Below are 12,717 nucleotides of genomic sequence, written 5' to 3'. Positions count from 1 at the left end.
ATGACGCTGGTTAAATCGCTTATCGCCAAACCCTGGATCTGGTCGTTCATCGGCGCGCTGTTGGTCTGGCTGGCGACCATCGCTTTCACTGGCGGCTATGGCGGCGGCGGCATGATCACGGCAGCCCTTTCGCTGGCGGTGTTCACCGTCATCGTTGGCGTCGGCCAGATGTTCGTCATCACCCTCGGGCCCGGCAATGTCGACCTGTCGCTGCCGGCCAATATCGGGCTTGCCAGCGCCGTCGCCATGAAGGTGATGGGCGGCAGCGATTCCATGATCGTGGTCGGCCTGCTTGCAGCACTTGCCTGCGGCGCTGCCATCGGCGCCGTCAACTATCTGCTGATCTGGGCGCTCAGGATTCCGCCGATCATCGCCACGCTGTCGGCCAGCTTCATCATCCAGTCGATAGACATCAGCTACGGGCGCGGCCTGCAGATCAAGCCGCCGCCGGGCTTTGCCGACTTCGCCAACTGGCAGGTCCTTGGCATTCCGGTGCTGGCGATCCTGACCGTGCTGTTCACCATTGCTGCTGCCATCGCTTTGCAGCGCATGATCTATGGCCGCTCGGTGCTGGCGATCGGCCAGAACATTCGCGCGGCGTGGCTGGCCGGCGTCAATGTCGGCCGCACCCGCTTTCTCACCTATACGCTGTCGGGTGCGCTTGGCGGCATCGATGGCGCGCTGCTTGCCGGCTATTTCCGCGGCGCCAATGTCGACATCGGCAACGAGTATCTGCTGGCCTCGATTGCCGTCGTCGTCATCGGCGGCACTTCGGTTGCCGGCGGCAAGGCCAATGTTCCCGGCGTCTGGGGCGCGGCGCTGTTCCTGGTGCTGCTGTTGACCATGCTCAACACATTCGGCGTCAGCGCCGGCGTTCGTCTGCTGCTGACCGGGCTGATCATCGTCGGTGTCATCACTGTGGCCGGTGGCGAGAAGGCCTCGCGATAAATCGCGCCAAATTTGACCATGTGGACAAAAGTCCGCACCCGTTCCATAGTTCCGTGTCTGATTTCGGAACAGCCGGCTCGACACGGCTGTCAAACAGAGGGGCACTAGATGGAAAACCGAAAGAACAAATCGCAATCGACCGGCTTGTCGCGTCGCAACGTGCTGGAACTCGGAGCGCTTGGCATGGTTGCAGCCATGCTGCCGACTGCCGCCTTCGCCAAGGACAAGAAGCTCAAGGTGGCGGCGATCTTCGCCACGCCGATCGAGGAGCCGTGGGACAACCAGATCCACGTCGCCTTGCAGAAGGCCGAGAAGGAACTCGGCATCGAATACAAATGGTCGGAGAAGGTGCAGACCGCTGATTTCAGCCGCGTCATGCGCGAATATGCGCAAGGCGGCTATCAGCTGGTGCTGGGCGATGCCTTTGCCGCCGAGCGCGAATCGCGCCGCACGGCAAAACAGTTCCCGAAGACCGCCTGGCTGTTCGGCTCCGGCGCCGGCCCGGCCGAACCCAATTTCGGCGTCTTCGACAACTGGATCCATGAGCCGGCCTATCTCTCCGGCATCATCGCCGGCAAGATGTCCAAGTCGGGCACGATCGGCGCCGTCGCGGCGATGGGCATTCCGGAGGTGAACCGGCTGGTCAACGCCTTCTTTGCCGGCGCCAAGGAGGTCAACCCGAACATCAAGAAGAAGGTCGCCTTCATCGGTTCCTTCTTCGACCCGCCCAAGGCCAAGGAAGCGGCGGTCGCCCAGATCGACGCCGGCGTCGACGTCATCTATGCCGAGCGCTTCGGCGTCATCGAGGCGGCGGTGGAGAAGAAGATCTACGCCATTTCCAACATGTCAGACCAGTCGAGCCTCGGTCCCGACACGGTCATTACCGGCCCGGTCTGGGACATGTACCCGACGGTCGAGCAGGCGATCAAACTGGTCAAGGCCGGTGTCTTCACAGCGCAGGACTACGGCGATTTCTCGCGCATGGCCAAGGGTGGTTCGTTCCTGGCGCCGTACCACAAATTCGACAAGACGCTGCCGGCGGATGTGAAGGATTTGGTCGAGAAGAAGAAGGCCGAGATCCTGGAAGGCAATTTCCGGGTGGATGTGGATGAGAATACGCCGGTCTCGGATTGAGCGCCGGCTTCCCCCTCCCCCTCGAGGGGAGGGTGGCCCGAAGGGCCGGGTGGGGTCCTCTGCGAAGTGCTCCATCTTGTTAAGTCACAGGTCGAGGCGGTTGAGGTGACCCCACCCGCCTCGCTTCGCTCGGCACCCTCCCCTCGAGGGGGAGGGGTATCAGCGCAGGAGCATCCTTGTCCGCCCCTCTCATCGAAATGCGCGGCATCACCAAGAGCTTCGGCGCCGTGAAGGCGAACGAGGCCGTCGATCTCAGCGTTGCACCCGGCGAAATCCTCGGGCTGCTGGGCGAAAACGGCGCCGGCAAGACGACGCTGATGAACGTGCTGTTCGGCGCCTATGCGCCGGATGCCGGCGAAATACTCATCCAGGGCGAGCCGGTGCGGATCACCAGTTCGGCCGATGCGCTGGCCGCCGGCATCGGCATGGTGCATCAGCATTTTCATCTGGCGCCGCGGCTGACGGTTCTGGAAAACCTGCTCATCGGCATATCAGGCAAATCCGGCCGCATCGATCGCTCCGGTGGGCTTGCCCGGTTGTCTGACATCAGCCGCCAGCATGGATTGACGCTCGACCCCGATTTGCCGGTCTCTGCGCTGTCGGTCGGCGAGCAGCAGCGGCTTGAAATCGTCAAGGCGCTGTTTCGCGGTGCGAGGCTTTTGATCCTCGACGAACCGACGGCGGTGCTGGCGCCGAGCGAGGTCGACGGGTTGTTTTCGGCATTGCGTTCGATGGCGGCGCAAGGCCTCGGCATCATTTTCATCTCGCACAAGCTGAACGAGGTGCGGGCGCTTACCCATCGCTGCACGGTGCTGCGGCATGGCCGGGTTGCGGGCCGCGTAGACGATCCGGCCAACACGACGTCGTCTGAGATGGCGCAGATGATGTGCGGCCACGAGATCGTGCCGCCGGCGAGGGGGCCGTCGACGCCGGGTGCGGCGGTGCTGACGCTCGACGGCATTTCCACCTCAAGGCACGCGGGCACGCCGCTGCGCGATATATCGCTGTCGGTGCGAGCCGGCGAAATCCTCGGCATTGCTGGCGTCTCCGGCAACGGCCAGCGGGCGCTGGCCGAAGTGATTTCCGGGGTGCGCGCGCCTGATGCCGGCGCGATGACGATAGCCGGCAAAGCAGTGACACGGTTCTCGCCGCGAGAGGTGCAGGCGCTCGGCCTTGGCCGCATCCCGGAAGACCGCATGACAACCGGGCTGGTGACCAATCTGCCGCTCGCCGATTCCATGGTGCTGCCGCGCATCGGCACCGAGGCGTTCAGCAGCAAGGGCCTGCTCAAGCCGGATGCAATCCGTGCCTTCGCCGAAGCGCAGATCAAGGCCTATGATATCAGGTGCCCCGGGCCGATGACCCGCGCCGGCGCGCTGTCCGGCGGCAATCTGCAGAAGGCGCTCTTGGCACGCGAGCTCGCCTTCGATCCGAAGGTGCTGATCGTGTCGCAGCCGACGCGCGGCCTCGACATCGGTGCGGCCCGCTTCATCCACGAAAAGTTCCTCGACATGCGCGCCAAGGGCTGCGGCATCATTGTCATCGGCGAGGATCTCGAGGAGCTGCTGGTGCTCTGCGACCGTATCGTGGTGATGTATGAGGGCCGCATCGCCGGCACACTCGACAGTGCCGATGCCACCATCGCGCGGCTCGGCCTGTTGATGACCGGGGCGGAGGGGAGGGCTTGAACCATGCTGTTGCCTAACTTTCTCGGACGTCATCCACAACACATTGCCTTGGGCGTCAGCGCTGCCCCTCACCTGCCTACCGGCATCCTCTCCCCGTATAGAGACGGGGAGAGGGGCGCTCTCATCACTGGTTTCGCCAATCGCCACAGTCGCAAGAGGGGAGCTGCCATAGCGCCCAACCCCCTTCTCCCCGTCTCTATACGGAGAGAAGGTGCCGGCAGGCGGATGAGGGGCAGCGCGAACGCCAGATACATCGGTTCGACTACTACGCCGAGGGCAGAGGGCCACAGCTGATGTTCCGCCTGGAAGCCCGCACCTCTACCCCCGCATGGTTCAACCTGGCGCTCCCACTCATCGCGATCGCAGCCACGCTCATCCTGTGCAGCGGCTTGATCGCATTGGCTGGTGCCGGTGTGCTCGAGGCCTATGGCGTGATGCTGTCGGCCTCGTTCGGCGACAGCTATGCCATCACCGAAACGCTGGTGCGCGCAGCACCCATGATCTTCACCGGGCTGGCGGTCGCGGTGGCCTTCCGGGCCAAATTCTGGAACATCGGCGCGGAAGGCCAATTGCTGGCCGGCGCCGTGGCCAGCTGCTTCGTCGGCACCATCCCGATGCCGGGGGCGCTCGCAATCCTGTTGATGGCGCTGGCGGGCGCTGCTGCCGGTGCCCTTGTCGCGCTGGTGCCAGCGACCCTGCGAGTGAAATTCAAGGTCGATGACGTCGTCAGTTCGCTGCTGCTCAACTCGGTCATCTACTATGCTCTGATGGCGCTGATCGAGGGACCGTGGAAGGACTCCTTCAGCGGCTATCCGATCTCGCCGCCGATCGAGGATTCGGCGAATTTCCCAGTGCTGCTCGAAGGCACAAGGCTGCATCTCGGCGTCATCGCGGCGCTGATCGCGGCACCCCTGATCTGGTTCCTGATCGTGCGCACCACGCTCGGCTTCCGCATCAGGGTCTCCGGCGAAAGCCCGGAGGCCGCACGCTATGGCGGCATCAATGTTGAACGCGTGTTGCTCTCGACGGCATTGCTCTCCGGCGCGCTGGCCGGACTCGCCGGCGTCGGCGAGGTCGGCGGCGTGCATTTCCAGGTGATGAGCGACATCTCGCCGGGCTATGGTTATTCCGGCATCGTCGTTGCCATGCTGGCCAGGCTCAACCCGCTCGGCGTCGTGCCGGCGGCGATCTTCCTGGCCGCCGTGATGACCGGCGCCGAGGCGATGTCGCGCGCCACCGGCGTTCCGGCCTTCCTCAGCGATGTCATCCAGGGAACCGCGCTGCTTGCCATGCTGGTGGCGCTGCTCTTCACGGCCTACCGCATCCGCCGCGTCGGAGCGGCGTCATGAGCGCGGTGTTCGAACAGATTTTTCAGGTCGGTTTTCTCGCCGCCATCATCCGTATCGCCACGCCGCTGGCTTTCGCGACGCTCGGCGAAATGTTTTCCGAGCGCGCCGGCGTGCTCAATCTTGGCATCGAAGGCATCATGCTCTTGTCGGCGATGACCGGCTTCACCGCCGCCAGCCTCAGCGGCAGCCTGTGGCTCGGCGTGCTGGCGGCTGTATTGACCGGCATGCTGATGGGCGCGCTGCATGCGCTGTTCACAGTGGCGCTCGGCCTCAGCCAACATGTCTGCGGCATCGGCGTGACCTTGTTCTCGTCGGGTCTTGCCTATTTTCTCTACCGGCTGATCTTCGGCCAGCAATCGGTGCCGCCGAGCATCAAGGGTTTTCAGACCCTGCCGATCCCGATCCTTTCCGACATTCCCGTTCTGGGCCCGGCGGTGTTCAACCAGTTTGCGCTGGTCTACATGGCGATCATCGCCGTCCCGCTCGCCGCCTTCATACTCTACCGCACGCCTTGGGGCCTGTCTGTGCGCATGGTCGGGGAAAACCCGCGCGCTGCCGATTCCGCCGGGGTCAGCGTCATTGCCACGCGCGTCCAGGCGGTCATCCTCGGCGGCGCGCTGATGGGGCTCGCCGGCGCCTTCCTCACCATGGCCCAGTTCAACGCCTTCACCTTCGGCGTCGTCTCCGGGCGTGGCTGGGTGGCGATCGCGCTGGTCGTGTTCGGCCGCTGGGACCCGTGGCGCTCGGCCGGTGCGGCACTGCTGTTCGCCTTCGTCGATGCCTTGCAACTGCGCATGCAGGCGAGCGGGCTCGGGCATATCCCCTATGAGGCGTTCCTGATGCTGCCGTTCATCTTCACCATCGTGGCGATGGCCGTGATGTCGCGCAACGCGGTGGCGCCGTCAGCGCTGCTGAAGCCGTTTCGACGGGAAGAGCGGTAAGACGGGCTTGGCATCCTTTGCTCTCCCCCGATCACGGGCAGGGCAATCGCATATGGACTCTTTCGAGGAATCGAACGGCGAACAAATCGGAATCGCGTCGAGAACAACCGTCGCGAGATTCCATCTTTGTTCCGCATATGCATTCCCCTGCGATCACGGGGGAGAGGAAGGGCACCAAGCCTGGGATACTCACATCGCGGTAAAGCCGTTGTCGACGAACAGATGCGTACCGTTGACGAAGCTGGATTCGTCGCTGGCCAGATACAGCGCGGCCTTTGCGACCTCTTCCGGCTCACCGATGCGACCCTGCTGCGCGGCAAGCGCTGCGTCTGAAACATCGACGCCGAGCTTGCCGAGATCGGCAACCTCGCGCAGGCCGTGCGGGGTGCGGATGAAGCCGGGACAGACGGCGTTGCAACGGATGTTGCGGTCGCGGAACTCGACCGCAATCGCCCGCGCGAACATATGGCAGGCGCCTTTTGTGGTGTCGTAGAGCACCTCCATCGGTGTGGCCGCCACCGCCGAAATCGACGAGGTGCAGACGATCGAGCCGCCACCGGCCGCGATCATGCCGGGCAGCACGGCGCGGGTCATCAGGAACATGGAGCGGACATTGACTGCATGCAGCCAGTCCCACTCCTGCACCGTCGTTTCCAGGAACGGTTTTATCACGATGGTGCCGGCATGGTTGAACAGCACGGTGGCCGGGCCGAGCTTGACCGTCGCCGCTTTCACCGCCGCCTCGACTTGCGCTTCATCAGAGACATCGGCGACCAAATGCTCGGCGACATGCCCCCGCGCCCGGATCGCCGCCGCGGTTGCGGCCGCCGCCTCGCCGTTGCGGTCGATGATCGCCACTTTGGCGCCTTCGGCCGCGAACAATTCCGACGCCGCTCCGCCCATTCCCGTTGCGCCTCCCGAGATGATGGCGACCTTGCCGGCCAGTCTTGCACCCATGTTTTGTTCCCCATGCCCTGATTGAAATCGTCCGCTTTTACGCGGAAAGGGCGATGCTATCCTCGAAGTGAAGGCCGGCCAAGCTGGCTGGTCGCTTGCCGCGAATTGCGGCCTCCCAGCAATTTCAGACCAATTCACATGGAAATTTGAGAAAATTGTTCTGCGGGTAGTCAAAAAATAGCAATCGACAAAGTCTACTGATTTTATAGATTAATGGCTAAGACGGAGGTCGATATGTCCTATATCCAGAACGCCGAGACGGACCGCAGCAGTCAGAGGCTGGCCAATGCCCAGGCTTTCCGCCCCGCCTATGCAGGCGCCTTCGCCTATCTCGTCTTTGCCCTTGCGTTCGCGTTCACCGGGGCAGTTGTGCTCGGCCTGATTCCCTGACCCGTTCAGGCCGAAAGGGTGGCGACCCAAAGCGATTCCAGGAAAAGTGTGAAGCGGTTTTCCGTCGGGAATTGCGAGAAACAAAGAGATAGAGCGGTTCGCCGTGGCGAAACGCTCTAGCGCCTTCAGGTAACCGGGGTTGATGAACCGAACGCGGATGCGCTTTGGCGCGGACCGCTTTGTTTTTTGCATGTCGCTGCCCCAAACCCGGGGGCCACGTTTGAGCGGCATGCATCCAACGTGATGGAGGAGATGGCAATGCCGATCGAGTTCACGCATGTTCCCGGTAAAACACAGGCCGCCGACGCCGGTTCGGCCGTGCCTTTCTTCTATGATTTCGTCGAGACGGCGACAAAGCTGTCGCTGATCGAGGATTCCGGCTTTCAGAGGATCGTCGTCGACGATCAGGCCGGGCTTCTGACCAATATGGACATTGCCGCCCAGGCGCTCGACCGCACCTCGTCGCTGGAAGTGGTGCTGACGCATTGGGCCGGCGTGATCGCGCCCGCGGTTGCGGCGCGGCAGCTGGCGGCGCTCGACGCCAGGAGCGGCGGCCGGCTGTCGGTGAGGATGCTGAGCGAGCCGCTGGATGACGACGATGCCGAAACGCGCCCGGTCGGCCACACCGTGGTCTGGCAGCGCATCGATGAATATCTGGTGCTGTTGAAGCGGCTGTGGTCGAACGACAAGCCCTTCGACCATGAAGGCGCCTTCTACAGCATCAAGGGCGGCTATGTGCCGCGCAAGGGGCCGCATGGCGCCGACATCACCATCCGCATGGGTGGCCAATCGGGCACAGCGCTCCGGGTCGCCGGACGGCATGCCAACGTCTTTGAGCTGGCGGCTGGTTCGCTGGACGAGATCCGCCAGCTAATGGAGCGGGCACGCGCGGCCGCCGCCGAACATGGCCGCGCCGGCAAGCTGCGTTTTGCGCTTCCAGTCCGCATTCGTGCCGAAGGCGGAGTCTCCGGCGCCCACAAGGCAGTCGAGCTTTCGGGACCGCCAGCGCACATCGCTTTGTCGCTGCTGCCCTACGCGGCGCTGGGCATCAGTGAATTCATGATCGTCGGCATTGACCGACCGAGCGAGATTGCGAGCATCGGCCGCGAGACGATCGCCCTCTTACGCAACTCGCTGGCACGCCGCGAGGCCGAGGTGCCGCAGCCCGGTGCGTTTGCATCGCGGGGTGTGAATGAGGTTCACGCCGTAAGGTAACAACTTACCGAAACCATCCGCAGCGGATTGCGATCCGCAAACGTCGGCGGGACAGAGGAGGTGTGACGGGACGCCACGAAACGTTCTTGTCCCGCTAACCAGCCTTCCCATCCAACCGCGCCAGCGCCGCCAGCACAGCGCCCGATTCCGCCAGTGTGCCGAAAACCCCATCCTCCACCGTCACCATATGTAGCGCCGCCTCATGCGCGTACTGGTCACCGCTGGCGCAGGCGTCGGCTATGGTCAGGCACTGGAAATTGCGGTCGCAGGCCTCGCGCAGCGTGGTGTGGACGCAGACGTCGGTTGTGCAGCCGGAAAACATCAGATGCGTGATGCCTCGTGCGCGCAGCACAAGCTCAAGGTCGGTATAGGTGAAGGCGCTGTTGCAGGTCTTGTCGACGATGATGTCGTCGGGCGCGACCTCGATGTCGGCGACGATCTGGAAGCCGGGGCCGGAGCGCAGCAGCACGTCGGTGCCTTCGAGGCCCGCCCGCTTGCGGCGCCATTTCTCGTAAGGCGTCATGTCGGCCATGTCGCCGCGATAGCCTTGTCTGGTGTGGATGACGGTGAGACCAGCGGAGCGTGCGGCCGCGACCAATCGGTTGACCGTCGGCAGGATGGCGCGCAGCGGCGCAGGGTCGTACCCTTTCCTGGCGAAATAGCCCGATGTCGAGAGAAAGTCCTCCTGCAGGTCGATGACCAGCAGCGCGGTATTTTGCGGCACAAGCTGGCCGTCATAGGGGAAATCGAACGGTGTCGCCTTGATCATCGGCTGCTTGCCTCAATTGCTGCCCGGCATCGTGGCCCAGCAACGCCGCCGCCGTCTATCCCTCAGTGCGACGCGGCAAGTAGACCGACACAAAGACGATGCGCCGGTATCGCGCCAAAGACCGTTGGCCAAAAAAAGATCTTGTTTGTTGACTAGTAAACTCATGTTTTATAGTCAAGCGGGGGCGCGGCCGCCTGAATTGGTTTCCAGCGGCTGTGCCGCGTTTGAGAGAAAGCCAGAATCCATGCTGGTATTTTCGGCGTCGAGATGGGGGTGTTCGCGCATCCCGTCACCGGCCAACCCATCGGTTACGTGCAATGACGAAGCGGGGACGAAGCGTGTCCAGAAATGGTTTGTTGGCGGCGCTGGCCGCGGTCATCCTGTCTGCCGGCAGCGCTGCTGCGCAAGAGCAGCCGAGCACGCAACCGGCCACGCAGCCCAGGGTTACGACGGAACCAGCAGCAACCGCCCTGCCGGCGCCAGTCTCGCCGCCAGCGGCGGTGGAAAAGGCGGCACCGACTGCGCTTGCCGCGCAGACGTTACCAGCCGCCGGACAAGTCGCGCCGGCTGCGCCAGTGCCGGCCAGCCAGCCCGGCGCAACCGCGCAGCCTGATCCTTCGGCGATTTCGCTGATCCTGCCGCACGACCTGTCGCCCTGGGGCATGTTCATGGCCGCCGACGTCATCGTCAAGGCGGTGATGATCGGGCTTGCCTTCGCCTCCCTCGTCACCTGGACGGTGTGGCTGGCCAAGTCGCTGGAAATCCTGTTCGGCAAGCTCAGCGCCCGGCGCGCGGCGCGCGCAATCGGCAATGCCGCCACCTTGCTGCAGGCCAGTCGTGCGCTTGGCAACAGCGGCGGCCCCGGCGCGCTCCTGGTGCAGGCAGCCGCGCAAGAAGCCGCGCTTTCGGCCAGCGCGCTCGACCACGTCACCGGCGACGGGCTGAAGGAACGCGTCACATCACGCCTGTCGCGCATCGAGGCGGCGGCGGCGCGGCGCATGTCGCGCGGCACCGGCGTGCTGGCGACGATCGGCTCGACGGCGCCCTTTGTCGGCCTGTTCGGCACCGTCTGGGGCATCATGAATGCCTTTATCGGCATATCGCAGGCGCAGACCACCAACCTCGCCATCGTCGCGCCCGGCATCGCCGAGGCGCTGCTGGCCACCGCCATGGGCCTGGTCGCGGCCATTCCCGCTGTTGTCATCTACAACGTGTTTGCGCGCTCCATATCCGGCTACCGGCAGATCCTCGCCGATGCGTCGGCCGGCGTCGAACGGCTGGTCAGCCGCGATCTGGATTTCCGCACGGTGCCGCAGGCGCCCGCGCTCGCGGCCGAATGATGGAGCGAGGCCATGGCGGCTAGAATTCGCGAGACCTTCGACGGCGATCTCGAGGAAAACCACGAGATCAACGTTACGCCGTTCATCGACGTCATCCTGGTGCTGCTGATCATCTTCATGGTCGCGGCGCCTTTGGCGACGGTTGACGTCAATGTCGATCTGCCAGGCTCCACCGCGACGCCGGCACCGCGGCCGGAAACGCCGCTGTTCCTGACGCTGAAGGACGATCTGACGCTGGCGATCGGCAATGACAGTGTGCCGCGCGCGGCTTTTGCCGCCGTGCTCGACGGCAAGACAAAGGGCGACAAGCAGACCCGCATCTTCCTGCGCGCCGACAAGGCGGTCGGCTATGGCGATCTGATGGAGGTGATGAATCTCCTGCGCGGCGCCGGCTATCTGAAGATCGCGCTGGTCGGGCTGGAGGTGCCGGCGGATCCGGCGGCGCCGCAACCAGGCGCCGTCCCATGACGCATCTGGCCGCCGCCGTTCCCATGGCCGATCCGCCGCGCACAGGCGCGCGCGAGATCGGTTTGTGGGTGGCTGCGGCCATTCTCATTGTCGGCGCGCATGTCGCGATCGCCTATGCCGTGCAGAATTTCAGCCTGGCCAACGAGATGGATGGCGGCCCGCCGCCGGCGGTGGCGATCGAACTGTCGCCGATGATGGTCGCACCAGCGGTGCCTGAGGACACGATGGCCGATGTGGTGACGCCGGAGCCGACGAACCAGGTCGAGGAGACCGTCGCCGACGCAAGACCCGTCGTGGAACCGGCCGTCGACAAGCCGGAGCCGGTTGCCGATGAGGCGGAAGCGATTCAACCCGACGAGACCGCACCGGTCGAGACAGCGGCGGCCGAACAACCCGACCGGCCGCCGCTCGATGAGGTCGTGCCCGACATCGTCCCGACCGTGGCGCCGGACGTGGTCATTCCGCTGCCGCAAGCCAAGCTTGTGGAGGACAAGCCGGTCGAGATGGCAAAGAAGACAGTCGAAAGGCCCAAGCCGCGCCCGAAGAAAGAGAAAAAGGAAAGGGCCGCGCCGGCGAAAGCGGTCGTGACCGCCAGCGTCGATGCGAAGGTGGGCGCACAAGCGTCGGCGCCGAAGGCTTCGCAATCGAGTGGATCATCGGTCAGCCCGGCCAAGTGGAACTCGCAGCTGATTGGATGGATCAACCGGCACAAGCGTTACCCTTCCGCGGCGAGGTTCAGAAAGGCTGAGGGCACCGCCAATGTGACCTTCGTCGTCAGCGCCTCGGGCAAGGTGACCTCCGCCCGCCTGACGCGATCTTCGGGTGACGCGGACCTCGATCGCGCTGCGCTGAGCATTCTGCAGGGTGCGACGGTGCCCGCACCACCGCCAGAGAAGGTCGGTACGGCAGTCGTGGCGCCTTTGATGTTCACGCTGCGGTAAAGTGGAGTCCAGCGAACGGTACCGACCTTGTTGCCTGACGCTTGCATGTGCCGACGACCTGTCAACGGCTTTCCAAAACCATCCGCGTGGGCCTGAAAAGCCGGTTACGACGTAGCGGTGGAGCCGATGCGGGATGCGGGCTTTGTGCCCAGCATCCCCTTTTCGATCAACGCCCCTGGTGCAAGCGCGCTTCCCGCTTCTTGCGCCACGGCGCGTTGGCCTCCCAGTCACCGGCCATGATGCAGCCATAGGGCAGCACCTCGTCGACGATCTCCGCCAGGCCGAAATGCTCGATCTGGCGGCGCATCGAGGCCGCGTTCTTGTAGGTCCTCGGCAGCTCCGAAATATCCGTCACGCCAGAGAAGAAGCGGGGTCGATGTCCTTCGTCCCCTGCGCAAAGATATCGGCGTCGCTGCGCCCCGCCTGCATGCGCCTGTGCTTGGTGCGCGAAAAATTGGGCCCGGCGCCATGCGGCGAGAAGCCAAGCCCGTTCTCTGCATTCTTGCCGCGCACGATCATCACCATGGCAAGCGGAAGGATGGCGACTCCCGATACTCGCCTCGCTCGGCCACCTTTT

12 protein-coding genes and 1 pseudogene are annotated in these 12,717 nt (G+C 64.2%); 10 read left to right on the top strand and 3 right to left on the bottom strand.

Features of this window, described 5'->3' with window-relative positions; genetic code table 11:
* The 5 genes from AC1D1N_RS02635 to AC1D1N_RS02615 all read left to right on the top strand — a co-directional run bounded on the left by AC1D1N_RS02635 (position 1) and on the right by AC1D1N_RS02615 (position 6,060).
* The gene (locus AC1D1N_RS02635; protein ID WP_436262292.1) at positions 1–948 is read left to right on the top strand and encodes an ABC transporter permease; all 948 of its coding nucleotides are present in this window, start codon (positions 1–3) and stop codon (positions 946–948) included.
* A gap of 108 nt (positions 949–1,056) precedes the next feature.
* Positions 1,057–2,082 carry a BMP family protein gene (locus AC1D1N_RS02630; RefSeq protein ID WP_112561261.1) on the top strand — a complete coding sequence of 342 codons (1,026 nt, stop codon included), beginning with the start codon at positions 1,057–1,059 and terminating at the stop codon, positions 2,080–2,082.
* A 176-nt stretch (positions 2,083–2,258) separates the two neighbouring features.
* Positions 2,259–3,770 (top strand): ABC transporter ATP-binding protein, encoded by a 1,512-nt coding sequence (locus tag AC1D1N_RS02625; protein ID WP_477346422.1) that lies wholly within the window; start codon positions 2,259–2,261, stop codon positions 3,768–3,770.
* A gap of 293 nt (positions 3,771–4,063) precedes the next feature.
* Positions 4,064–5,119 (top strand): ABC transporter permease, encoded by a 1,056-nt coding sequence (locus AC1D1N_RS02620; RefSeq protein WP_477346420.1) that lies wholly within the window; start codon positions 4,064–4,066, stop codon positions 5,117–5,119.
* Positions 5,116–6,060: an ABC transporter permease gene (locus tag AC1D1N_RS02615; protein ID WP_477346418.1), complete on the top strand. Its 945-nt coding sequence runs from the start codon at positions 5,116–5,118 to the stop codon at positions 6,058–6,060. Before AC1D1N_RS02620 ends, AC1D1N_RS02615 begins: the two co-directional genes overlap by 4 nt.
* A gap of 189 nt (positions 6,061–6,249) precedes the next feature.
* On the opposite strand, the gene AC1D1N_RS02610 is transcribed toward AC1D1N_RS02615, so the two are convergent.
* Positions 6,250–7,017 carry an SDR family NAD(P)-dependent oxidoreductase gene (locus tag AC1D1N_RS02610; RefSeq protein WP_477346416.1) on the bottom strand — a complete coding sequence of 256 codons (768 nt, stop codon included), beginning with the start codon at positions 7,015–7,017 and terminating at the stop codon, positions 6,250–6,252.
* A 234-nt stretch (positions 7,018–7,251) separates the two neighbouring features.
* Here AC1D1N_RS02610 and AC1D1N_RS02605 point away from each other — a divergent pair, with 234 nt between their 5' ends.
* Positions 7,252–7,407, top strand: coding sequence for a hypothetical protein (locus AC1D1N_RS02605; protein WP_112561314.1), 156 nt, complete (start codon positions 7,252–7,254; stop codon positions 7,405–7,407).
* 258 nt (positions 7,408–7,665) lie between these two features.
* Positions 7,666–8,622, top strand: coding sequence for an LLM class flavin-dependent oxidoreductase (locus tag AC1D1N_RS02600; protein ID WP_477346414.1), 957 nt, complete (start codon positions 7,666–7,668; stop codon positions 8,620–8,622).
* 94 nt (positions 8,623–8,716) lie between these two features.
* Here the strand turns inward: AC1D1N_RS02600 and AC1D1N_RS02595 are convergent, their stop codons facing one another.
* Positions 8,717–9,391 (bottom strand): cysteine hydrolase family protein, encoded by a 675-nt coding sequence (locus tag AC1D1N_RS02595; protein WP_477346412.1) that lies wholly within the window; start codon positions 9,389–9,391, stop codon positions 8,717–8,719.
* A gap of 338 nt (positions 9,392–9,729) precedes the next feature.
* Here AC1D1N_RS02595 and exbB point away from each other — a divergent pair, with 338 nt between their 5' ends.
* The 3 genes from exbB to AC1D1N_RS02580 are packed head-to-tail and all read left to right on the top strand — an operon-like array spanning position 9,730 to position 12,140.
* Entirely contained in the window at positions 9,730–10,731 is a 1,002-nt protein-coding gene (exbB, locus tag AC1D1N_RS02590) for a tonB-system energizer ExbB (protein WP_477346410.1), read from the top strand.
* Positions 10,732–10,743: 12 nt separating this feature from the next.
* Positions 10,744–11,199, top strand: a complete 456-nt coding sequence (gene exbD / locus AC1D1N_RS02585; protein ID WP_477346408.1) for a TonB system transport protein ExbD — start codon at positions 10,744–10,746, stop codon at positions 11,197–11,199.
* Positions 11,196–12,140, top strand: coding sequence for an energy transducer TonB family protein (locus AC1D1N_RS02580; RefSeq protein ID WP_477346406.1), 945 nt, complete (start codon positions 11,196–11,198; stop codon positions 12,138–12,140). The genes exbD and AC1D1N_RS02580 overlap by 4 nt, the downstream gene beginning before the upstream one ends.
* Before the next feature lie 166 nt (positions 12,141–12,306).
* Here the strand turns inward: AC1D1N_RS02580 and AC1D1N_RS02575 are convergent.
* Positions 12,307–12,659 (bottom strand): annotated as a pseudogene (locus AC1D1N_RS02575) (RtcB family protein); the annotation flags it as partial.
* Positions 12,660–12,717 lie beyond the last annotated feature (58 nt).

It is taken from the genome of Mesorhizobium sp. P2_B5 (assembly GCF_056404775.1).
Note: the sequence above shows the minus strand (reverse complement) of the source record. Positions and strands in the feature narration are given on the sequence as shown.